Origin of the sequence: Arthrobacter sp. SRS-W-1-2016 (assembly GCF_002009585.1) — a bacterium.
GTDB lineage: Bacteria > Actinomycetota > Actinomycetes > Actinomycetales > Micrococcaceae > Arthrobacter > Arthrobacter bambusae_A.
Genome location: NZ_MTPV01000026.1, coordinates 41,165 through 63,348, shown reverse-complemented (window position 1 = coordinate 63,348; position 22,184 = coordinate 41,165). Strand labels below are relative to the sequence as shown.

The following is a 22,184-nucleotide window of genomic DNA, read 5'->3' as shown; positions in this document are numbered from 1 at the left end:
CTGCCATGACATCGGAATCCGCTGAAGCCAGTCCTGAAGAAAACGGCACTGGCTCCGCTGCTGGAACGGCTGGAACGCCTGGTCCCGGTGCTGAGCGGAAGCCGGCAACGGCGAAACCCCGCACCGGCATCCCCGTGTGGCGCGTCGGCAAGCCGGACGCTTTCCTGGCCGCCGCCGTCGACGTTGCCCGCAACGCGGTGGAGACCATAGCCCGGCCGGGTGAAATCGGCCCGCACATTGCAGCGCGCTCCGAAGGCGAACGCGTGGTCACCCACCTGTTCGAATCGCGGCTGGCAGGCTATGGCGGTTGGCAGTGGTACGCGGTGGTGACCCGCAACTCGCGCTCCAAGGTTGTCACCGTCAGCGAGCTTGGACTGTTGCCGTCGGAGGACTCCATCCTCGCGCCGGAATGGGTGCCGTGGGCAAAACGCGTCCGTCCGGAGGACGAGGCTACCGCGGCCGAAGAGCTCGCGGAAGAGGCCGTCGTCGCCGTTGACGCGGACGACGACGGCGAGCCCTCCGGTTCGCAGGCCGCCGCTTCCGGCGACGCACCGGAGAACGACGACGTCGACGACATCGAGGCTGACTGACCTTTGGCGGACCCGGCGAGTGAATTCCTTGAAGGTGGAAACTGATGTCCACTTTCAAATCGCTGGGTGTCCCTAACTACCGCATCTGGTTCATCGGTGCCCTCATTTCCAACGTCGGCACGTGGATGCAGCGGACTGCCCAGGATTGGTTGGTCTTCGCCCATCTGAGCAATCACGACGCCGGCGCCATGGGCGTGACCTTGGCCCTCCAACTCGGCCCGCAGCTTTTCCTTGCTCCGTGGGCGGGACTGCTTGCCGACCGCTACAGCCGGCGCAGGCTCCTTGTCATGACGCAATCGGCGATGGCAGTCCTGAGCACTGGCTTGGGACTACTGGTGCTGAGCGGTGCGGCCCAGTTGTGGCATGTCTATGTGTTCGCGCTGGTGCTTGGCGTCGTCTCGGCACTTGACGCACCCGTCCGCCAGACGTTCGTCTCGGAACTGGTCAAGGACGACTATCTTGCCAACGCCGTTGCATTGAACAGCGCATCCTTCAACGTTGCGCGCATGATCGGTCCCGCCGTGGCCGGCGTCCTGACAGTGGCAGTGGGCCCGGGCTGGGTGTTCATGATCAACACCCTGACCTTCCTCGCAATGCTTGGCGCGATCCGCGCCATTCCCCTTGCCTCCCTGCGCGTCCAGCCCCGGGCGGCCGCAGGCAAAGGCCGCATCCGGGAGGGGCTTCGCTACGTCCGCAATCGACCGGACATTGTGGTTGTCCTCGTCGCGATTTTCATCATGGGCACATTCGGCTTGAACTTCGTCCTCTTCATTGCGGCCATGGTCGGCACGGAGTTCGGCATGGACGCGGGCGCCTTCGGGCTCCTCAACTCGGTCATGGCGATCGGCTCCGTCGCAGGAGCGCTCCTTGCCGCCCGGCGCGGCCGGCCACGGATGCGCCTCATCTTCGCGGCGGCGGGTGGGTTCGGCCTCGCGAGCGGACTGGCGGCGCTGGCACCGAATTACACCACGTTTGCCTTGGCGCTGATTCCCTGCGGCTTGTTTGCCCTGACCATGATCACGAGCGCCAACGGCTACGTGCAATCCACCACGGAACCTGTCATGCGCGGCCGGGTCATGGCGCTCTACATGGCCATCTTCATGGGTGGAACGCCCATCGGCGCACCGTTCGTCGGCTGGGTATCCAACGTCGCCGGACCCCGATGGGCTGTGGGTGTGGCCGCCGCCGCGGGCGCCGGCACCGCCGTCGTCGGCATCGTGTGGATCATTCGCGCGCGCCAGCTGCGGCTCCGTTTCGATCGAACCGCCCGCGGGCTGCGGTTCTTCCGCATTGAGTCCTTTGGCGCGGGCGATGCTCTTAATAAGGACAGCGCCGTTAAAGAGGCCAGCGCCGCCCGGGATCCGCACCCGGACGACGCCGACAAGCCCTGACCGCAGGAACGCGGCAGGCGCTTACTTCTTCAGTTCGCCCACCACGAAGTCGATGCTGGCGAGCAAAGCAGAGACGTCGTCCGGCTCGATGGCAACGAAGGTAGCGATGCGCAGCTGGTTGCGGCCCAGCTTGCGGTACGGCTCCGTGTCCACGATCCCGTTGGCGCGCAGCACCTTGGCGATGGCCGCGGCATCGATCGAATCATCGAAATCGATCGTGGCGATGACGTTGGAGCGGTCCTCTGCCTTCGCGACGAACGGGGTGGCGTACTCGGAAGCCTCTGCCCACGTGTAGATCCGGTTTGCGGAGTCCGCGGTGCGTCCCGAAGCGAAGTCCAGGCCACCATTCTTGTTGAGCCACTGCACCTGGGCATCCAAGGTCACCAAGGTGGACAAGGACGGCGTGTTGTAGGTCTGGTTGAGCTTCGAGTTGTCGATGGCCGTCTGGAGGTCCAGGAAATCGGGGATCCACCGGCCGCTTGCCTTGATGCGGGCGGCGCGCTCCAGGGCTGCGGGGGAGAAGAGGCCCAGCCACAGGCCGCCGTCGGAGGCGAAGTTCTTTTGCGGGGCGAAGTAGTAGACGTCGGCCTCGGCAACATCGACATCCAGGCCGCCGGCCGCGGACGTCGCATCCACCAGGACCAGCGCGCCGTCGTCGCTGCCCTCAACGCGCTTGACCGGAGCGGCCACACCCGTCGAGGTTTCGTTCTGCGGCCATGCGTACACGTCCACGCCCGCTTCGGCCTCGGAAACCGGCCGGGTGCCCGGCTCGGACGTGATGATGGACGAGGCTTCCAGGAAGGGTGCCTTGTTGGTGGCCGCAGCGAACTTGGAGCCGAACTCACCGAAGGAGAGGTGCTGGGCCTTCTTCTCGACCAGGCCGAAGCTGGCGACATCCCAGAACGCGGTGGAGCCGCCGACGCCGAGAATCACCTCGTAGCCCTCGGGCGCACGGAAGAACTGGCTAAGTCCCTCGCGGACGGAGCCCACCAGGTTCTTGACCGGTGCCTGGCGGTGGGAGGTGCCGAGGATCGTGGTCGAGGCGGCGGACAGGGCCTCGATCTGCTCCGGGCGGACCTTGGAGGGCCCGGCGCCGAAGCGGCCGTCCTTGGGCAGCAAATCGGCGGGGATAGTGATGCTGTTGTCGCTCACGGGATGCTCCAATGGTGAAGTAGCGGCCTAGATGGGTCGTGGCAGGTGGCAAGCTGCCTCCTTCGACTTCCCAATTCTGCCCGACGCCGCAGGCGGGGGCAGAACCGGAGGTGTCATAGTCCGCCACGTGGAAAGCATTTGTTTGGTCGGCTCCGGACAGGACGGCGGAAGAGCGCTGGACCGGCGTCGTAATTATCCGGAGTAATTCCAAATAAGCTAAGCTTGGAGCTGGCGAAAACACGCAAGATACTGCGCTCGAGGAGCTGAGCTGGATGACGGATCTGATCGATACCACTGAGATGTATCTTCGGACCATTTTGGAGCTTGAAGAAGAGAACATCGTGGCTCTTCGCGCACGCATCGCCGAACGCTTGCGGCACTCCGGCCCAACCGTTTCCCAGACGATCGGTCGGATGGAACGCGACGGCCTGGTGATTGTGTCCAACGACCGGCACCTTGAGCTGACCGAAACGGGCCGGAAACGCGCCACGGAAGTCATGCGCAAGCACCGGCTCGCGGAACGGCTCCTCGCCGATGTCATCGGGCTGGACTGGGCCTACGTCCACGATGAAGCGTGCCGCTGGGAGCACGTCATGAGCGAGCGCGTGGAGCGGCGGCTCTACGAGCTCCTGGACCACCCCACGGAATCGCCCTACGGCAACCCCATTCCGGGACTCGAAGCACTGGGCGGAGCCGCGTCCCACGCGTTTACGGACGGCGTGGTCAACCTCCTTGACGCGATGAACGAATACTCACCTGAAAACCGGGTCACCGTCAGCCGCTTGGCCGAACCGATCCAGGTGGAACCGGAACTTCTGGTGCAGCTGGACGAGGGCGGAATCCGTCCCGGTGCCAGGGTTTCCCTGGAACGGGTGGGGGAGTACATCTCCGTCCGCGTGCCCAATATCGACGGCGCCCTGGAGCTGCCGCCGGAGGTTGCCTCGCACGTGTTTGTCACCGTCGCCTAGCCTGCCGGCAAGGCGAGCGGCAAAGATAACGAAATTATTACCGCGGGGGCTTAATCCCCTATAGTTGACTACTGGCGCCGATACCAAAGCGTTACCTGATCCGAAGCCAAGTTCTGCCAGCGGATCAGGTGGATTAGTCCATTCACTGGCAGAAGCGGGGGAACCACCATCGGCCGTCGAAAGACGGCCTTGGGGTGAAGTCCGCAGCAGAAGCACACATTGCGCAGGGTCCTCCTCGGAGTAGCCCTGCGCTTCGCGTCCTTCGTGCGGACCGGGTCCACGATCTCTCTGGCCCGAATCCGACAGCTAACTTCGCAGGCTTGCCAGAGAGGAAAACCTTGACCACGCAGAACACCAGGGGCCGCAGGCGCGCGTCCGGTCCCGCTGCTGAGCTGCGGAGCGCAAGCGCCGTCGAGCACGAGCGGCCCCGCGATCCCCATCGCGAACTCCGCCGCCGCAAGGGACCTTTGCGGCAGATGGCCGAGTTCGCCGCAGCGAGCGGAGCAGGACAGAAGGCCGGGGTGGCCCTTGCGGCTACCGGCCTCATCCTCACGATCGCCATGCCGGGCGCCGGCGCCATGACGGCCACCCCCGAGTTGAACCAGACGGCCCTGGCAGTGGGAACCCAGCCTGAAATCCCGGCCGCGGCAAGCGCCACCATCGATTTCAGCCGCGCTGCGGTTTCCACCACGGCAGATCCGGACAGCAGGCTCAAACAGCTCCTGAGCGCCCAGTCCGTCGGCACCATCACGACGTCGTCCTCCAAGGGCACCCTCGGGGCGCCGCTGGATACCCTGATCACGGCCTCGCCGTTCGGTTACCGCGTGAACCCCATCACCGGCGGCCTAGGGGAATTCCACCGGGGCCAGGACTTCGTGGCCCAGTGCGGCACCCAGGTCCATGCCGCCGCGGCGGGCAAGGTGACCTTCGCCGGCTGGCATCCGTATGGCGGCGGGAACCGCATTGTGGTGGACCACGGCAACGGCCTGGAAACCACGTACAACCATTTGTCTTCGTTCAACGTCCAGGTGGGCCAGACTGTCAGCCGCGGCGACGTCATCGCGTTGAGCGGCACTACCGGCGCCTCCACCGGCTGCCACCTCCATTTTGAAGTCATGGTCAACGGCGACGTCGTCGACCCCCTGGGCTGGCTGTAGCCAATCCGATGGAAGCCTCTCGCATGCTTGTCACGCTCCGTGACCTGAATGTGACATTCAGCCAAAACTCATGTACCGTCTAAGACGCATCAACTTTTAGAGAGTTGATGCACTCGAGTGGATTGCCTAGCTCTGCCACTGCTCGAGGTTCCGTTCGCAAAACATCGTCTGGCAGAGGCGGGGGACCCACTTTTGGTCATCTTCACGGATGGCCTTGGGGTTAAGTCGCACAACTTCCGAGAGGGAGAAGTGTGGCCGGATGACTCCCATCCGAATCCGACAGCTTACCTCGCGGGCATAGGGAGAGGCCTCTTAACGTGTCTTCACGCTCTACTGTCGCGCGCCACCGTGCCGCGGTCACCAAGACCAACTCGCTTGCCGTCATCGCTAAGTCTGTCGGCAGCAACGCCGGTGGCGTAGGCCGTCAGGCAGCGGTTATCGCAGCCGCTTCCGGTCTGGTGCTTACTAGCGGTATCGCAGCCAACGCTGCAGAAACCAACGTCCCCCGCGAGTCCACTTCGACTTCCGCCCTGGAAGTCCAGTCCGTCGCCCAAGCCAGCATTTCGGCCGACTCCTCCGTCGCCATCAAGTACGAGCGCCCGGTGGTTTCCACCGAGGCTGCTCCGGTTGTTGCTGCTCCGGTCGCTACCCAGGAAGCCGCTCCTGCTCCGCAGGCTGCAACGGGTGCCGCTACCGGCGTCTCGACGCTTTCCGTGACTGCTGCTGTTTCGCCCGCAACGAAGGTTGCCAGCGGCCAGGGCGCGGCAATTGCTGCCGCAGCTTACGCACAGCTTGGCGTTGCCCAGGACTGCACGGCCCTGGCTTCGAACGCCTTGGCTGCCGTTGGCATCCACTTCCACGGTTGGCCGGCAGACTACCTCTCCCTCGGCCGCACGGTCAGCGCTGCTGAAGCGCAGCCGGGTGACCTGGTCTACTACCAGAACGGTGGCATGGGCATGGCCCACATCGCCGTTTACGTCGGCAACGGCATGGCAGTCCACGGCGGCTGGAACGGTGGCACCACCGCCCTGTACAGCGTCAACGTCGGTTCCGGCCCGGTCTTCATCCGCGTCGGTGGCTAATTAGCTCCGGCTACATAGTTTTCCCTGGAACATCCCCGTCGGTCCGCCGGCGGGGATGTTCCGTTTTAACCAGCATGCGCAAACGTGTCCGGCACATGAACTTTGACCGACACCGTCCTGGAACTCACGCTAGGATTCGTTGATCTGGCCTCCGGGTGTTTACTCTTAGGTTGTCGATCCACAGCCCGTACATGCAGAGGGCAGCCGGCCCTCGCGCCCCTGACGGGTGCGGCCGTGAAGAGGTACGTGCATGCGCACACTCGTTCTGAATGCTGGATATGAACCGCTGGCGGTAGTAACCTTCCGCCGGGCGCTGGTCCTTGTGCTCACCGGAAAAGCGAGCGTAGTGGCCGAAGGCGACGAGCCTGTCGTCGGGCCACAGGAGATTCTCGGACGTCCGTCCGTGATTCTGCTCAATCGCTACATCCGGCCAAGGTACAACACCATCACGGCGGTTACACGCCGCGGCGTCCTGCGCCGCGACGGTCACCGTTGCGCCTATTGCGGGAAAGCAGCCCACACCATTGACCACGTCCACCCCAAATCCAGGGGCGGCGCGGATTCCTGGGAAAACCTGGTGGCAGCGTGCCTTCGCTGCAACAACGCCAAGAGTGACCACACTCCAGCCGAGATGGGCTGGAAACTGAGGTTCACTCCCGCGGCGCCCACCGGGACTATCTGGCAGATCAAGGAGCTTGAGAAACCTGCGCCCGCATGGGATCCCTTCCTCCTCCCTGAATCGGCGGCCTGAACCGGAATTGAGCCGCTTCCCGGGTAATCTGGGCGGGTGGACTTTGATGCGGTGGTATTGGCGGGTGGCAAGTCCTCCCGCCTCGGCGGCGTGCCCAAAGCCCATCTGAAGTACGACGGCGCCACGCTCCTTCAGCGTGCCCTGGCGGCCACGCGCGGAGCCCGGAGAGTCGTCGTCGTCGGGCCGGATCCCGGCACATTGCCGGACGGCACGTTGACCGCACGGGAGGACCCGCCCTTCGCCGGACCGGCAGCCGCGATCGCCGCCGGACTCCTCGCCCTGGAGGGGCAAGACAGCGAAGGGCAGGATTCCGAAGCGCGGCACGGCCAAAGTCCGTCCCCAAGCCATGCAGCCTGGGTGCTCGTCATGGCCTGCGACATGCCCCTGGCCGCCGCGGCTGTTCCCGTCCTGCTCCGGGAAGTTTCCGCCCACGCGGAATCGGAAGGAGCCCTGTCCATATCCTCCGATGGACGGAAGCAGCCCCTGCTCGGGATCTACCGGGTATCTGCCTTGCAACGGGAACTGCAGGCTGTGTCGGAAGAGGAGGGCCTGGCCAACGCAGCGGTCTTCCGGCTGCTTGCTAGGCTTGATCTGCTGGCCGTGCCCGTCCCCGAAGGGTCCACCGACGACGTGGATACCTGGGACGATGCCGCGGCGCTCGGAGTGGACGGCGACCTGCCGTGACAACAGCTGTACAGGACTGTGGAGGCGGATCGTGAAGAGCCAGGAAGAAACGCTCGAGGAATGGTGCAGGAGCCTGCTGCAAGCATATGAGCTCGAAAACGTCGAGATCGACATCAACGAGATCCTGTCCCTGGCAGGGGTTGCAGCCCATTCAGTGGTCCGGCCGGCGGCTCCTTTGACCACTTTCATCGCGGGCTTCGCAGCCGGACTCGCAGCGGGGTCGGGGCAGGCTAGCGAATCCGCGTCGATGGATGCCGCAATGGGCCTGGCCCGCACGCTCGCGAAGGACTATACGAACCCCGGAACCGACGCCGGATGACGGAAGCCCCCGAAGAAGGCGCCGCGGGAGAAGGCGCAGTGCCGCTCGGCGCCGTGACCGAACCGGCCGCGGACGTTGAGCATGTCCGGCACGCCGACCACTTGTGGGCCGAGGCGCGGCAACTAGCCTTCGACAGTGCCACACCCATTCCTGCCGCTCCCGTCGCCCTGAAGGACGCCATCGGCAGGACGCTGGCCGCCGATGTGCACGCCCTGCAGGACCTGCCGCACTATGCGTCCTCGGCGATGGATGGTTGGGCGGTCAACGGCAGCGGCCCATGGATCCTCGCGGAACCCGGCCATCGGCTGGCCCCGCACCAAGCGAGCCCGATCGTCACCGGTGGCTTGATCCCGCCGGGGGCCAAGGCCGTGCTCCGCAGCGAGAGCGGGGTCCTGACCACCGACGAAGATGGCCTGCCGCTGCTCGCGCTCGGCGGAAACGCGAAACCGGGCGAACCGCGCAACGGCCAACACATCCGAAACGCCGGAGAAGAAGCCGCTGCGGGCGAGCTGCTGATCACATCGGGCGTTGTCTTGAACCCTGCCCACCTCGCCCTGGCAGCCCTGGCCGGGAGGGATGAACTGGACGTCCTGGGCAAGCCCCTCGTGAAAATGCTCCTGACCGGCTCCGAAGTGGTGACCGCGGGTGTCCCGGTCCCCGGCCGGGTGAGGGATACCTTCGGTCCCCAGCTTGGCGCCGTCGTCGAGCTCCTTGGCGGGATCCGCGGCGAGCAAATCAAGGTGGGCGACTCCTATGAAGAGTGGCTCTCGGCCCTTGAGGAAGGCGAGTTGTCGCCCGACGCGCCTCCCGCCGACGTCGTCATCACCACCGGTGGGACTGGCCGTTCGGGGACGGACCACTTCCGGCGGGCCATTGCGGATCTTGGCGGCCGTTTGCTGATTGATGGAATTGCGATGCGTCCGGGACATCCCGGCGTGCTGGCCGAACTGCCGGACGGTCGCTTTGTGCTGGGTCTCCCCGGGAATCCGCTCGCGGCCATGATGGTCCTCTTCACGATCGGTGCACCGCTCCTCGCGGGGCTGGGGCACAGGGCGCTGCCGGAGGTCGGCGAGGTTCCTTGCGGTGCCATGCTCGACGCCGACCCGGGGCGCACGCGCTTGCTTCCCTTCAGGTTCGTGTACGGCTTGGCCTCGCCGGCCCAGCATGCGGGCCCCGGGATGATGCGCGGCCTCGCCAGCGCCGACGGAGTCATGGTGGTGCCACCGCACGGCGTGCAACTGGGAGAGGCTGTGCCCGCTTTTCCGTTGCCGTGGGGGCCGCCCCTTCCCCGGCCAAAGCCCACGGAGGACAAGGCCAAGAAGTCTCCCTCCCGGTCTGCCCGCAAAGTGCCGTCCGGGCCGGTCGACTGGAGCGCCCTGACGGGCTGAGAGATTCCGACGCCGAATGGACGCGGGTGGATTAGAGAGTCATGCCTTGCAATGATGGGGACATGAACAGGCATGCTCCCGAGCAGGACATCAACGAAGATGACCTCCAGATCCACCCACCCAAGCGCTCCGCCGCGGGCGTCAAGGCAGTCACCGTTGCATTGGAACGCGGTTGGGCCCAAGCGGGCGTCAGCCGGACCGTCAAGTCAATGCTCCGCGTCAACCAACGGGACGGCTTTGATTGTCCCGGCTGCGCGTGGCCGGAGTCCATTACCGGCAAGCGCAGTCCGGCCGAGTTCTGCGAAAACGGGGCCAAGGCGATCGCCGAGGAGAGCACCACGCGCGTGGTCGGCGCGGAGTTCTGGGCCCGGAACTCCCTGGCCGAGCTTGGGGACAAAACCGAATACTGGCTCGGCAGCCAAGGCCGCATTGCCGAGCCCGTGGTGATCCGCCCCGGCGACACACACTATTCGCCGATCAGCTGGACGGATGCCTTCGCCCTCATCGGCGAGCACGTGAATGCCACCACGCCGGAGCGCTGCGTTTTTTACACCTCTGGGCGCACAGCCAACGAGACCGCGTTCATGTACCAGCTGTTCGCACGCAGCCTGGGCACCAACAACCTGCCCGACTGCTCGAACATGTGCCACGAGTCTTCCGGGAGCGCCCTCAACCCGACCATCGGCATCGGCAAGGGCACTGTCTCACTGGAAGACATCCACGAAGCCCAACTGGTGCTCGTTGTGGGCCAGAACCCGGGCACCAACCATCCGCGCATGCTCTCCGCCTTGCGTGATTGCAAGAACAACGGCGGCAAGGTTGTCGCCGTCAATCCTTTGCCGGAAGCCGGGCTCCTGAACTTCAAGGATCCCCAGTCGCTCAACGGCGTGGTGGGCGGTGGCACGGACATCGCCGATGAATTCCTGCAGATCAAGGTCGGTGGCGACCTTGCCCTGTTCCAGGCATTGGGCCACCTCCTGCTCGAGGAGGAGAAGCGGCAGCCGGGAACAGTGGTGGACCGCGCCTTCATCGACGCGCAGACCGACGGCTTCGAGGCCTACGCCGAGGCCCGGGCTGCGCTGGACTGGGTCGAGACCGAACGCGCCACGGGCCTGAGCCGCATCGAAATCACCAAGGTGGCCGGCATGCTGGCCGCCTCGAAGGGCACCATCATTTGCTGGGCGCTGGGCCTGACCCAGCAGCCCCACTCGGTGGACACCTTGCGGGAAATCATCAACCTGCTGCTCCTGCAGGGAAACTTCGGCAAGCGGGGTGCCGGGGCCTGCCCCGTCCGCGGCCACTCCAACGTGCAGGGCGACCGCACCATGGGCATCTGGGAGAAGCCTTCCGAGCGCTTCCTGGCAGCCTTGGACAAAGAGTTTGGATTCACCATGCCGCGGGCCCACGGATACGACTCCGTGGAAACCCAACACGCCTTGGAGAAGGGTGACGTGGACGTGTTCGTTTCCATGGGCGGCAACTTCGCCGCCGCGGGCTCGGACACCGTCGCGCTGGAAGAAGGGCTCAAGAGGGCCGGGCTGACGGTGCACATCTCCACCAAGCCCAACCGTGCCCACGTGGTTCACGGCAAGACCTCCCTGATCCTGCCTACCCTGGGCCGAACGGACACGGACGACAAACACCCGGGCGGTCGGCAGATCCTCTCCGTGGAAGACTCCATGTCCGTCATCCATTCCACCCAGGGCCGGTTGACCCCGGTCTCGGAGCACCTGCTCAGCGAACCCGTCATCGTCGCACGCATGGCCCAGGCAGTGCTCGGGGATGGACATGCGGTGAACTGGCGGGAGATGGCCGAGGACTACGACGTCATCCGGGACCACATCTCCAGGGTGATCCCCGGCTTCGAGGACTTCAACGCAAGGGTGCGGACCAAGAACGGTTTCGTGCTGCCCAATCCGCCACGCGACACCCGCACGTTCGCCACGGACATCGGCAAGGCACGCTTCACCGTGAGTCCGCTGGAGTACCTGGAAGCCCCGGCCGGCCACCTTATCCTGCAGACAGTCCGCAGCCACGACCAGTACAACACCACGTTCTACGGGCTCGACGACCGCTACCGGGGAATTTCCGAAGGCCGCCGGGTCATCCTTGTCCACGAGGAGGATCTCAGCGAGCTCGGCTTCGTGGACAGGGACATGGTGGACGTCATCTCCACTTTCGGCGGAACGGAACGCCGGGCGGACAAATTCCGGCTGGTTGCCTACCCCACTGCCAAGGGTTGCGCGGCGGCATACTTCCCGGAGGCCAACGCCCTGGTCCACCGGGAGCTCGTTGCCCGTGAATCCAACACGCCGGGCTACAAGGCGATGACAGTGCGTTTCGTCAAGCATGGGGATGCCGCCGAAAACCGGGATTCTGCCGGGACGGTGGGTATCTGAGATGGGACGGGTGACCCAGCGCCGCAAGGTGCACAAATATGTCCTGGATGGCTCCGCCCAGGCGCTGGAGCACCCGGTCCGGTACCGCGAGGACTTCCTGGCCGTCGAGGAACCGCTCGAGGTGCGCCTGGGGCACATGTCCTTCTCGGTAACCATGCGGACGCCCGGCGACGACTTTGACCTCGTGGCGGGCTTCCTGGTTTCCGAAGGCGTCATCTGGGATCCGGCCCAGCTCATTTCCCTGCGCTTCTGTGCCGGCGAGGACGAGAACGGCGTGCAGACCTTCAATGTCGTGGAGGCGCAGTTGCGTCCCGACGTCGTCCTTCCGGAGACCGGCCGCAACGTCTACACCTCCAGCTCGTGCGGGATCTGCGGCACCGACTCCATCGAGGCAGTGCGCAAATCCTCACACTTCAGCCCCGCCGGCGACTCCCTGAGCATTCCGGTGGAGGTTCTGGCGTCCCTGCCTGACCGTCTCCGCGAAGCACAAGCGGTCTTCGACAAGACCGGGGGAGTGCATGCCGCCGGACTCTTCCGGATCCACGACGACGGTGCAGCCGAGCTGCTGTGCCTGCGGGAAGACGTGGGCAGGCACAATGCGGTGGACAAGGTGGTGGGCTGGGCACTGCGCGAAGGACTGTTGCCCTTGAGCGGCACCGTCCTGCAAGTCTCCGGGCGGGCATCCTTCGAGCTGGTCCAGAAGGCGGCGCTCGCAGGGATTCCGGTTCTGGCCGCCGTCAGCGCACCCTCCAGCCTCGCGGTGGAGCTCGCGCAGGAGACCGGCCTGACCCTGGTGGGATTCAGCCGGGGGACCAGCCTGAACGTCTATGCAGGCAGTGACCGGGTGGGTGTTCCGGCCGCATCTTCGGATTTGCGGGGTTGACGCCAATCACTTGGCTATTGTTCCGGAACAACGTAGATTTTATCCATCGAATGGAATCTGTTTCTTCCGAACAATGACCCTGCCGATTCAGGCTGCTCATAACGGTAAGGAAGCAATCAACCGAGCCCACTGCAAAGGGGACCTCAATTGCACGACGACCGCCGGATCACCGAGAAGCGGCTCGAACGTTTTGTCCGGGAGCGGATAGCGCCCGCCATCTATGGCAGGGCACTGCCTCTTGAAATGAGCAGCTGGGATGCCCCGGGAGAGCCGGTGACGGTGTCGGAAGCAGTCCGCCAGGTCTTTGAACCCCAGGAACACGGTGCTGCGTGGGGCAAGGCCTGGAGCACCAAATGGTTGCGGCTTCGGGGCGAGGTCCCGGAGGGCTGGGGAGTCGCGGATGGCACCGCGGTGGAGATCGTCGTCGATCTCGGGTTCAGCATCGACGCCCCGGGATTCCAGTGCGAAGGCATCGCCTGGCGGCCGGACGGCACCATCATCAAGGCCATCTCCCCGCGCAACCAGCACGTCCCGCTGAAGCTGCTCGGTGGCGGCCTCTCGGTGGACTTCTACGTGGAAGCCGCCGCCAACCCGGACCTCAGCCAGGGGTGGAGCTTCGCAGCAACTCCCTTGGGGGACAAAACCACTTCCGGAGACGAACCCCGCTACCGGCTCGGACGCATAGCCATAGCCGAACTCAACGAGGTGGTGTGGGAGCTCCACCAGGACATCTGGACCCTCAGCGGGCTGATGCACGAGTTGCCCTTCGAACTGCCCAGGCGGCATGAGATCCTCCGCGCCTTCGAGCGCATGCTCGACGTCATGGACCCGGACGATGTTGCCGGGACGGCAGCCGCCGGGCGGGAAGCCCTCGCCGAGGTCTTGAGCCGGCCCGCCTACGCCTCGGCCCACGAACTTCTGGCCACCGGCCACGCCCACATTGACTCGGCCTGGCTGTGGCCGGTCCGTGAAACCATCCGCAAATGCGCCCGCACATTCTCCAACGTCGTCGCGCTCATGGATGAGAACCCCGATTTCGTCTTCTCCTGCTCCTCGGCGCAGCAATTGGCATGGATGAAAGAGTTCTACCCGGAGCTGTTCATCCGGATCCGGGAAAAGGTCAAGGCCGGGCAATTCGTGCCGGTCGGCGGCATGTGGGTGGAATCGGACACCAACATGCCCGGCGGCGAGGCGATGGCGCGCCAATTCGTGGAGGGCAAGAGCTTCTTCCTGGAGGAGTTCGGCATCGACTGCCAGGAAGCGTGGCTGCCTGACTCCTTCGGATATTCCGGTGCCCTCCCGCAGATCGTCAAGGCTGCTGGGTCCCGGTGGTTCCTGACCCAGAAGATCTCCTGGAACCAGGTCAACAAAATGCCGCACCACACCTTCAATTGGGAGGGCATCGACGGCACGCGGCTATTCACCCACTTCCCGCCCGTGGACACCTACAACTCCGAGCTCCACGGCCGCGAACTCGCACACGCCCAGCGCAACTACCGGGAGCACGGCCGCGGCACCATCTCGCTGGTCCCGTTCGGTTACGGCGACGGCGGCGGCGGACCCACACGCGAAATGGTTGCCGCAGCCCACCGGACAGCGGATCTGGAAGGCTCGCCAAAGGTGCGGATGGGAACCGCCGAGGAGTTTTTCAAGCAGGCCGAGGCTGAGTACCGCAACCTCCCGGTCTGGGTAGGCGAGATGTACCTCGAGCTGCACAGGGGCACTTACACGAGCCAGGCCAATACGAAACAAGGCAATCGCCGCTCGGAACACCTGCTGCGCGAGGCCGAGCTTTGGTGCTCGACGGCGGCAGTACGGACTGCAGGTTCGTTCACCTATCCCGCGGCGGACCTCAAGCGCTTGTGGCGGCTGGTGCTGCTCCAGCAGTTCCACGACATCCTGCCGGGCAGTTCCATCGCGTGGGTCCACCAGGATGCGGAGCGGAACTACGCCGCAATCGCCCGGGAACTCGAAGGCATCATTGCGGGTGCGGCGTCCGCCCTGCTGGGCGAGGGAGACACCATGTTCCTGCTCAATGCGGCCCCGCACGAACGCAGCGGCGTACCCTCGCTCGCCGCTGCCGAGCCGGTCCACTCGGATCATCCAGTCAATGTCACGGAACGCGCCGGCGGGTATGTTTTGGACAACGGAATCATCCGCGCGGTGCTGGACGCCAACGGATTGCTGACCTCCCTGTCGGATTACTCAACGGGCCGGGAAGCCATTGCGCCAGGGACGTTCGGAAACCACCTTGAGCTCCATCGGGACACGCCCAACGAATGGGATGCCTGGGACATTGACGAGTTCTACCGCCGGAACGTCGTCTCGATAGTCGACGCGCGATCGGTGACGCTGGAAAGCGCCGGCTGGGACGCCGTCGTCGTGGTGGAGCGGACGGTGGGCTCCTCCACGATCACGCAGCGCATTTCACTTGAGGCCGGCGCGGAATCCCTCGGTATTTCCACCACGGTGGACTGGCAGGAACACGAGAAACTGCTGAAGATCGGTTTCCCGCTGGATGTCCGCGCTGACCGTTCCGCCTCGGAGACCCAGTTCGGGCACGTATTCCGGGCCACGCACACCAACACGTCCTGGGAGGCTGCCAAGTTCGAATTCTGCGCCCACCGGTGGATCCACGTGGCGGAGCCGGGTTACGGTGTCGCGCTTTCCAACGCATCGAGCTACGGGCACGACGTCACCCGGACCATCCGCGACGACGGCAGAACCACCACCAATGTCCGCGTATCACTGCTGCGGGCGCCCAAGTTCCCGGACCCCCAGGCCGACCTCGGTGTGCACGTCCTGGACCTGAGCATCCGGCCCGGCGCCAGCATCGGCGACGCCGTGGAAGAGGGGTACCGGACCAACCTCAAGCCAAGGTTGCTGGCGGGCGCGAACCCTGTGGAACCGCTCTTCACGGTGTTCAACCAAGCGCTGGTCATCGAGGCCGTCAAGCTTGCCGAGGACGGCTCCGGAGACGTGATCGTGCGGCTTTACGAATCACTGGGGGAGCGTTCCACTGGCCTCATCACGGCCAACTTCGAATCCGCCAAGGTGCAATCCGTTGACCTCTTGGAGCGCCCGGTTGAGGCTCCAGGGGTGAAGCCTGGCGCGGGTGCCGCCGAACTTACCCTGCGCCCGTTCCAGTTGGTGACCTTGCGGTTCAGTTAGTGGCGATGGCGCGGCCGGTGGGCCGGGCCGGTTTACGGCGGACGCACAGGCTCCGTCAGGGAAGCCCCAACCTTCGTTGCGTACCTTGGGAAAATGTCCAATGCGATGACGACCGACTCCGGACGGCTGCCTGCCGAACAAACGGAACGGCAGCAGCCCGGGGGACAAGAGCAAGCGACGGAGTCCACCGCCCGCCGCATCCCTGCCATCCGACCCGAACGGGCTCCGATCAGCACGTCCGACGGCAGGGTGATTCTTGACGTCGCGATACCGGTCTACAACGAAGAAGCGGCCCTCGAACCGGCGGTCCGTCGCCTGCATTCCTATCTCAAGGACAGCTTCCCGCACCTGTTCACGATCACCATCGCGGACAATGCCAGCACAGACTCGACCCTGGAGATCGCACGCCGCCTCAGTGCTGAGTTCAGTGAAGTGCGCGTCGAGCACCTGGACCGGAAGGGGCGCGGGCGGGCGCTTCGGACCGTATGGCTCGCGTCCGAGGCGGCAGTGGTCGCCTACATGGATGTCGATTTGTCCACGGATCTTGCCGCCCTCGGTCCACTCATTGCGCCGCTCTTGTCGGGGCACTCGGATTTGGCGGTCGGAACCCGCCTGAACCGTAACTCGCGTGTCGTTCGAGGAGCCAAACGGGAGTTCATCTCCCGAAGCTACAACCTCATCCTCCGCGGCTCACTGGGCGCACGCTTCTCGGACGCCCAATGCGGCTTCAAAGCCATCCGTTCCGACATCGCGCGCGCCCTCCTGCCGTGCACCGTCGACGATGCCTGGTTTTTCGACACCGAATTGCTGGTCATCGCCGATCGGGCCGGTCTCAGGGTGGCCGAGGTGCCGGTCGACTGGACAGATGACCCGCACTCGTCGGTTGACATCGTGCGGACCTCGATCGATGACTTGAAAGGGATCGCGCGGATCGGGCGGGACATGATGACGGGGCGGATACCGGTCGCCGAGCTGCGCACCGCCCTTGGCCGCAGGGCCCCGGACAAAGGCAACGGCGCGCTCCTGGGGCAAATGCTCCGTTTCGGGGTCGTGGGTGTCGTCTCGACGTTGGCCTATCTCGCCCTGTTCGTCTTCATGCGTACGATCGCCGATGCGCAGACCGCGAATTTCGTGGCAATGCTCATCACGGCGGTTGCCAATACCGCGGCCAACAGGCGACTGACCTTCGGGGTGTCCGGAGCGACGGGAGCTGTACGGCACCAGTTCCAGGGCCTTGTAGTCTTCGCCCTTGGCCTGGCGCTGACTTCCGGGGTGCTGTTCTGGCTGGCTTCCGGCGGTGAGCCCCCCAGGGCGGTCGAAGTAGCGGGCGTCGTCGCCGCCAACCTCCTGGCGACCCTGCTGAAGTTCATCCTGTTCAGGGTCTGGGTCTTCAAGCAACCGCGCCAGCCCTAGGCGTGCCCACAAACGCTCCATTCCAAGTGAAAGACACAATGAGCTCCAAATCCATGACTGTCACCACTCCTACCCGGGACCAGAACGCCGCCGCTCCCCAAGAGGCCGCTTTTGCCAATCGATGGGAGCGCCTGGCGTACGGCGAAAATCAACCGCGGTGGGTCAGGCCCTCGGCCGCGGCACTGCTCCTGGTTGCCGCGCTGGTCTACTTGTGGAATCTGACGAATTCCGGATACGCCAATTCCTTCTACGCTGCGGCCATCCAGTCGGGGACAAAGAACTGGACGGCGTTGCTGTTCGCATCCCTGGACCCATCGAACGCCATTACGGTCGATAAGCCGCCGGCAGCTTTCTGGATACCCGCCCTGCTGGGCCGCGTCTTCGGGTTCAATTCCTTCACCATGCTGCTGCCCCAGGCAGCGATGGGAATCGCTTCCGTCGGGATGCTCTACTTGGCCGTCAAACGGGCGGCGGGACCGGCCGCAGGCCTTGTCGCAGGAGCTGCCCTCGCCGCGACTCCGGTAGCCGCACTCATGTTCCGTTTCAACAACCCCGATGCCATGATGGTCTTCTGCCTCATGGTTGCGGCCTGGATGACTGTAAACGCCACCCAGAAGGCCAGCCCCGCGTTGCTTTTCTGGGCAGGAACGTTTGTGGGCATGGCCTTCCTCAGCAAGATGCTTGAAGGGCTGATGACCGTCCCGGCGCTCGGACTTGCCTACCTGTTGGCCGCCCCGGTTCCGCTCAAGAAGAGGCTTCTGCACTTGCTCGGCGCCGCGGGAGGCATCACGCTCGTCACCGCCGCGTACGCGCTTATTTTCCAACTCACTCCGATATCCGTACGGCCGTACATGGCGGGGTCGCAAGGAAATTCCCTGTGGGAACTCGTCTTCGGCTATAACGGGCTGAGCCGGATCCTAGGCAGAGGCAGCGCGACCCCCGGGGGAGGCGCGGCACCGGACTTTGCCCGCTATTCCGGTGGCGCCGGTGCTGTGCCTGGCGGCGGCGGAGGTGGGGCTGGATTCTCGTTCGGCGGCCCTCCCGGTGTCCTCCGCCTGTTCGGCGGCGAGTTCAGTGCTGAAGTGGCGTGGTTCCTGCCCGCCGCGTTCCTCCTCCTGATAGCCGGACTGTGGTTCACGCGCCGGGCCGCGAGGACCGATGCGATCCGTGCCTCCTTGGTCTTGTGGGGCACCTGGCTGGTCATCACCGCGGCTGTCTTTTCCTTCATGAGTGGCACCATCCACGCCTACTACACGATCGAACTTGCCCCTGCCGTCGCCGCGTTGCTTGGCATCGTCGGGGTCCAACTCTGGAAACACCGGTCCCAGCCTGCGTCCCGGGCCGTGCTGGTGTCGGCTGTCCTGCTGACGTCGATATGGTCCTTCGTGCTGCTTTCCAGCGACCCGGGGTGGCTCCCGTGGCTCCGTTGGACAGTTCTCGCTGCAGGCATCCTGAGCGCAGCCTTGATCGCGGCTGGTCCGATCCGGCTTGGGAAGGCCAGCGCAGCGGCGGCGATCCTGGCGCTCTTGTCAACAGGCCTCGGCGCGGGCGCATGGACTGTAGCCACTGCGGCCACCGGCCATACCGGAGGCTCGCCTTCCGCGGGACAGGGCTCAGGAGCGAACAACCAAGCGATGGGGCTCGCAGGGCTCACCAGCCCGGCCGGTTCCGCCTCCCGTAACGGGGCATTCGACCGCTTCCGTGGTTCCGATGCCGCCAACCCCCAGGCCGCGGCAGGAGGATTCACCGAACCCCTCGGGAATTCCGCGCTGAACACCCTTCTGCAGGCGACGAAGACGAAGTGGTCTGCTGCCACCGTTGGCGCGAACAGTGCCGCAGCGCTTGAGCTCGGTTCCGATACTTCGGTGATGGCCATTGGCGGTTTCAGCGGTTCCGATCCATTTCCGACTCTGAACCAGTTCAGGCAAATGGTTGCCGCAGGACAAATTTCCTACTTCGTTCCGGGCAGTCCCTTTGGCGGTCCGGGCGGCCAAGGCGCGCCCGGCAAGGCAGGTGCCTCGGATCCTGAAAATCCCGGACAAGGCCCGGTGGCCCGCAGCGATAGTGGGACCGAGGCACGTGGCCTCGGACGGGCAGCCGGGAACAGCACATCCTCGGCCATCACGCAGTGGGTCGAAGCAACATTCCCGGCTACGACAGTCGGAGGGAGCACCGTCTACCGTCTGCACCAATGAGCGGGTGGCCCCGGCCCAACTAACTCGCAGTTAATGTCGTTCTGGAGGCCCAAAACGACAACAAATGCGAGCTAGTTGGGTCAGACGTCGTGCTGGAGACGCTTGACGAATTGCTTGGTGCGTTCCTCGCGCGGTTCCCGGAGGACCTCCGCGGCAGGACCGCGTTCCACCACCACGCCGCCGTCCATGAAGATGACTTCATCGGCAACCTGGCGGGCGAAGGCGAGCTCGTGGGTCACGATCACCATGGTCCAGCCTTCGTCGGCAAGTTCCTTGATGACACCCAGCACCTCACCCACGAGTTCCGGGTCCAGGGCCGAGGTGGGCTCGTCGAAGAGCAGCAATTGGGGCTTGAGGGCCAAGGCACGCACGATACCCACGCGTTGCTGCTGGCCGCCTGACAGTTCGAAGGGGTAAGCGTCGCGCTTGTCAGCGAGGCCCACCCGGGCCAGGAGCCGCTCGGCTTCGGCAACAACTTCCGCGCGGGGGCGCTTCTGGACCTGCAGCGGTCCCTCGATGATGTTCTTGAGGACCGTCATGTGCGGGAACAGGTTGTAGTGCTGGAACACCATGGCGCTGCGGTCCCGGAGGGCGGCGATCTCCCGCTTGCCCACGGTTCCCGCGAAATCGAGCGTCAGTCCCGCGCCCGACCCCCGTACCGTACCGGCGTCGGCGTCCCCGAAGGTGAGTGTGCCGGCGTCGGGAACTTCGAGGCCGTTGAGCGAGCGCAGGACAGTCGTCTTTCCCGAACCGGAAGGCCCGATCAAGGCAACCACCTGTCCGCGGCGGACTTCGATGTCGATGCCGCGCAGCACCTCGTTGCTGCCGAAGGCTTTGGCGAGGTCCCGCGCGGACAAGACCAGCCCGGAGTTCCCCTGGGAGGCGTTGCTGGGCTCAGTGGGCGACATAACGGTCCAATCTGCGCTCCAGGGCGGACTGGCCCGTGGAGAGGACGAGGCAAATGACCCAATAGACCAAGGCCGATTCGAGATACAGGATCATGAATTCCTGGCTGAACGCGGCAATTTGCTGGGCGTTGCGGAAAAGCTCGGTGACCAGGATGAGTGAAGCCAGCGAGGTGTCCTTCACGAGGGAAATGAAGGTGTTGGACAGCGGAGGCACCGAAACCCTGGCCGCTTGCGGCAGGATGATCCGCACAAGCGTTTGCGGCCGCGACATTCCGATGGTGTGCCCGGCCTCCCATTGGCCCTTGGGCACGGACAGGATCGCGGCGCGGATGACCTCGGCCGCGTAACCGCCCACATTGAGCGAAAACGCGATGATGGCACTAGGCCACGGCTCCAGCTTCACGCCGATGCTCGGGAGGCCGTAGAAGATCACGAACAATTGCACCAACAACGGCGTCCCGCGGATCACGGAAACGTAGAAGCGCGCGACGCCGGAGAGCAGCTTGTTGGGGCTCAGCCGCAAGAGCGCAACGAGCAGGGCCAAGGCCAGGCCCAGGGCGAACGAGGCCAGGGTCAGGGGGATGGTACCCGAGACGGCGCCGCCGACGATCGGCCCGAAGGAACTCCAGACGAGGTCCCAGTTGAAGGTCATCTGTTTGGCCGCCGGCTACTTGGTAACGTCTGCGCCGAAGTACTTCTGGGAGATCTTTGCCAGGGTTCCGTCTGTGCGAAGGTCCGTGAGGGCTTTGTCCACTGCGGCCTTGAGTTCGGTGGATCCCTTGCGGAAGACCATGGCGCTTTGCGTCTTGTCGGTGGTCTCCGCCGCGATCTTCAAGCCGGAGTCCGGGGTGCTCTTGGCGTAATCGAGATAGGTCAGCTTGTCGTTGACCGTTGCGTCGACGCGTCCCTGGCGGACCAAGGTGGCGGCTTGCGCCCAACCTTCGACGGACTGGACGTTGGCGCCGGCGTCGACTGCCATTTTGTAGAAGTTGCTGGTCAGCGACTGGGCGGTGGTCTTGCCTTTGAGGTCGGCGAAGCTGTTGATGGAGTTGTTGTCGGACTTGGTCACCACGACGCCGTTGGAGATCGTGTACGGCACCGAGAAGTCATACTTGGCCGTGCGCTCAGGGTTGATGGAGATCTGGTTGGCAATAGCGTCGAAGCGCTTGGCATCAAGGCCCGCGAAGATGCCATCGAACTGGGTTTCCTGGAAGGTTGCCTTTACGCCGAGCTTGCCGGCCACGGCCTGGGCGATTTCGACGTCGAAGCCCGTGAGGGGGCCGGCTCCGTTGTCGTGGAAGCTGAACGGCCGGTACGTGCCTTCGGTTGCGATGACGATCTCGCCTTTGGACTTGACGTCGGAGAGCGATGTGTCTCCACCCGACGTCGACGACGGCGAGGAGCCGCCGCCGCAAGCGGACAGTGCCAGCGCGACGGCGGCAAGGGTTGCGGACAGGGCTATGCGGCGATTGGACAAGCTCTTCATGAAAGCCATCTTAGTCACGGGACCGTACCAGCTTGCCCCGGGCCTACACACGAGGACGCTTAAATAGGCTGAGTGGGGGCGGTCCCCAACAGCCCGCCACCACTCATCCCCCCAAAAGTGCTTCCGCACGCGCCACGAACCCTGGAAACCCGTTCATTGATTCAAAGGTCAGGCTGCGTCGCCTTCACACATTCATAATTATGCCACGATATAATGAATTTATGAAAGAGGTTACGCGGTATGTTTT

At 64.7% G+C, this 22,184-nt stretch carries 18 protein-coding genes and 2 riboswitches; of the genes, 14 read left to right on the top strand and 4 right to left on the bottom strand.

All coding sequences use genetic code 11. The features are described from left to right. The first annotated feature begins 5 nt into the window (after positions 1–5). Positions 6–590 (top strand): DUF3027 domain-containing protein, encoded by a 585-nt coding sequence (locus BMF89_RS06565; protein WP_078106273.1) that lies wholly within the window; start codon positions 6–8, stop codon positions 588–590. A gap of 44 nt (positions 591–634) precedes the next feature. Continuing rightward, positions 635–1,981 carry an MFS transporter gene (locus BMF89_RS06560; protein ID WP_078106272.1) on the top strand — a complete coding sequence of 449 codons (1,347 nt, stop codon included), beginning with the start codon at positions 635–637 and terminating at the stop codon, positions 1,979–1,981. 21 nt (positions 1,982–2,002) lie between these two features. Here the strand turns inward: BMF89_RS06560 and serC are convergent, their stop codons facing one another. Beyond that, positions 2,003–3,133, bottom strand: coding sequence for a phosphoserine transaminase (gene serC, locus BMF89_RS06555; protein ID WP_078106271.1), 1,131 nt, complete (start codon positions 3,131–3,133; stop codon positions 2,003–2,005). Between the two features lie 272 nt (positions 3,134–3,405). Here serC and BMF89_RS06550 point away from each other — a divergent pair, with 272 nt between their 5' ends. The 12 genes from BMF89_RS06550 to BMF89_RS06500 all read left to right on the top strand — a co-directional run bounded on the left by BMF89_RS06550 (position 3,406) and on the right by BMF89_RS06500 (position 19,543). Then, complete coding sequence (locus tag BMF89_RS06550; RefSeq protein WP_078106270.1) at positions 3,406–4,101, top strand: metal-dependent transcriptional regulator; 696 nt, start codon at positions 3,406–3,408, stop codon at positions 4,099–4,101. Between the two features lie 125 nt (positions 4,102–4,226). Then, a riboswitch (cyclic di-AMP (ydaO/yuaA leader) is annotated at positions 4,227–4,437 on the top strand. 2 nt (positions 4,438–4,439) lie between these two features. After that, complete coding sequence (locus tag BMF89_RS06545) at positions 4,440–5,258, top strand: M23 family metallopeptidase (protein WP_078106269.1); 819 nt, start codon at positions 4,440–4,442, stop codon at positions 5,256–5,258. Between the two features lie 129 nt (positions 5,259–5,387). Next, positions 5,388–5,570, top strand: a riboswitch (cyclic di-AMP (ydaO/yuaA leader). 5 nt (positions 5,571–5,575) lie between these two features. Further along, positions 5,576–6,340: an NlpC/P60 family protein gene (locus tag BMF89_RS06540; RefSeq protein WP_078106268.1), complete on the top strand. Its 765-nt coding sequence runs from the start codon at positions 5,576–5,578 to the stop codon at positions 6,338–6,340. 250 nt (positions 6,341–6,590) lie between these two features. After that, complete coding sequence (locus tag BMF89_RS06535) at positions 6,591–7,091, top strand: HNH endonuclease (protein ID WP_028266173.1); 501 nt, start codon at positions 6,591–6,593, stop codon at positions 7,089–7,091. Between the two features lie 36 nt (positions 7,092–7,127). Next, positions 7,128–7,775, top strand: coding sequence for an NTP transferase domain-containing protein (locus tag BMF89_RS06530; RefSeq protein ID WP_171983417.1), 648 nt, complete (start codon positions 7,128–7,130; stop codon positions 7,773–7,775). 31 nt (positions 7,776–7,806) lie between these two features. Then, positions 7,807–8,094 (top strand): DUF6457 domain-containing protein, encoded by a 288-nt coding sequence (locus BMF89_RS21890; RefSeq protein ID WP_171983416.1) that lies wholly within the window; start codon positions 7,807–7,809, stop codon positions 8,092–8,094. Continuing rightward, positions 8,091–9,482, top strand: coding sequence for a molybdopterin molybdotransferase MoeA (locus BMF89_RS06525; RefSeq protein WP_078106267.1), 1,392 nt, complete (start codon positions 8,091–8,093; stop codon positions 9,480–9,482). The genes BMF89_RS21890 and BMF89_RS06525 overlap by 4 nt, the downstream gene beginning before the upstream one ends. 62 nt (positions 9,483–9,544) lie before the next feature. Continuing rightward, positions 9,545–11,881 carry an FdhF/YdeP family oxidoreductase gene (locus BMF89_RS06520; protein WP_078106266.1) on the top strand — a complete coding sequence of 779 codons (2,337 nt, stop codon included), beginning with the start codon at positions 9,545–9,547 and terminating at the stop codon, positions 11,879–11,881. 1 nt (position 11,882) lies between these two features. After that, positions 11,883–12,764, top strand: a complete 882-nt coding sequence (gene fdhD / locus BMF89_RS06515) for a formate dehydrogenase accessory sulfurtransferase FdhD (protein WP_078106265.1) — start codon at positions 11,883–11,885, stop codon at positions 12,762–12,764. 147 nt (positions 12,765–12,911) lie between these two features. Next, a complete protein-coding gene (locus tag BMF89_RS06510; RefSeq protein ID WP_078106264.1) occupies positions 12,912–15,935 on the top strand; it encodes a glycoside hydrolase family 38 C-terminal domain-containing protein in 3,024 nt (1,007 codons plus the stop codon). Between the two features lie 93 nt (positions 15,936–16,028). Then, the gene (locus tag BMF89_RS06505; RefSeq protein ID WP_253190733.1) at positions 16,029–17,348 is read left to right on the top strand and encodes a bifunctional glycosyltransferase family 2/GtrA family protein; all 1,320 of its coding nucleotides are present in this window, start codon (positions 16,029–16,031) and stop codon (positions 17,346–17,348) included. A 53-nt stretch (positions 17,349–17,401) separates the two neighbouring features. Further along, a complete protein-coding gene (locus tag BMF89_RS06500; RefSeq protein WP_216353797.1) occupies positions 17,402–19,543 on the top strand; it encodes a glycosyltransferase family 39 protein in 2,142 nt (713 codons plus the stop codon). 80 nt (positions 19,544–19,623) lie between these two features. On the opposite strand, the gene BMF89_RS06495 is transcribed toward BMF89_RS06500, so the two are convergent. From BMF89_RS06495 to BMF89_RS06485, 3 genes are read right to left on the bottom strand one after another with little or no spacing between them, the layout of a single operon-like run. After that, entirely contained in the window at positions 19,624–20,451 is an 828-nt protein-coding gene (locus BMF89_RS06495) for an amino acid ABC transporter ATP-binding protein (protein ID WP_078106262.1), read from the bottom strand. Further along, a complete protein-coding gene (locus tag BMF89_RS06490; protein WP_078106261.1) occupies positions 20,438–21,103 on the bottom strand; it encodes an amino acid ABC transporter permease in 666 nt (221 codons plus the stop codon). The genes BMF89_RS06495 and BMF89_RS06490 overlap by 14 nt, the downstream gene beginning before the upstream one ends. A 15-nt stretch (positions 21,104–21,118) precedes the next feature. After that, the gene (locus BMF89_RS06485; RefSeq protein ID WP_078106260.1) at positions 21,119–21,937 is read right to left on the bottom strand and encodes an amino acid ABC transporter substrate-binding protein; all 819 of its coding nucleotides are present in this window, start codon (positions 21,935–21,937) and stop codon (positions 21,119–21,121) included. Positions 21,938–22,184: the final 247 nt, after the last annotated feature.

Excerpts from the sequence above, each read along its gene's own strand:
- BMF89_RS06565 (WP_078106273.1), top strand. The coding sequence starts at position 6 with ATGACATCGGAATCCGCTGAAGCCAGTCCTGAAGAAAACGGCACTGGC.
- BMF89_RS06560 (WP_078106272.1), top strand. The coding sequence starts at position 635 with ATGTCCACTTTCAAATCGCTGGGTGTCCCTAACTACCGCATCTGGTTC.
- BMF89_RS06550 (WP_078106270.1), top strand. The coding sequence starts at position 3,406 with ATGACGGATCTGATCGATACCACTGAGATGTATCTTCGGACCATTTTG.
- BMF89_RS06535 (WP_028266173.1), top strand. The coding sequence starts at position 6,591 with ATGCGCACACTCGTTCTGAATGCTGGATATGAACCGCTGGCGGTAGTA.
- BMF89_RS06525 (WP_078106267.1), top strand. The coding sequence starts at position 8,091 with ATGACGGAAGCCCCCGAAGAAGGCGCCGCGGGAGAAGGCGCAGTGCCG.
- BMF89_RS06520 (WP_078106266.1), top strand. The coding sequence starts at position 9,545 with ATGAACAGGCATGCTCCCGAGCAGGACATCAACGAAGATGACCTCCAG.
- fdhD (WP_078106265.1), top strand. The coding sequence starts at position 11,883 with ATGGGACGGGTGACCCAGCGCCGCAAGGTGCACAAATATGTCCTGGAT.
- BMF89_RS06505 (WP_253190733.1), top strand. The coding sequence starts at position 16,029 with ATGTCCAATGCGATGACGACCGACTCCGGACGGCTGCCTGCCGAACAA.
- BMF89_RS06500 (WP_216353797.1), top strand. The coding sequence starts at position 17,402 with ATGACTGTCACCACTCCTACCCGGGACCAGAACGCCGCCGCTCCCCAA.
- BMF89_RS06495 (WP_078106262.1), bottom strand. The coding sequence starts at position 20,451 with ATGTCGCCCACTGAGCCCAGCAACGCCTCCCAGGGGAACTCCGGGCTG.
- BMF89_RS06490 (WP_078106261.1), bottom strand. The coding sequence starts at position 21,103 with ATGACCTTCAACTGGGACCTCGTCTGGAGTTCCTTCGGGCCGATCGTC.
- BMF89_RS06485 (WP_078106260.1), bottom strand. The coding sequence starts at position 21,937 with ATGAAGAGCTTGTCCAATCGCCGCATAGCCCTGTCCGCAACCCTTGCC.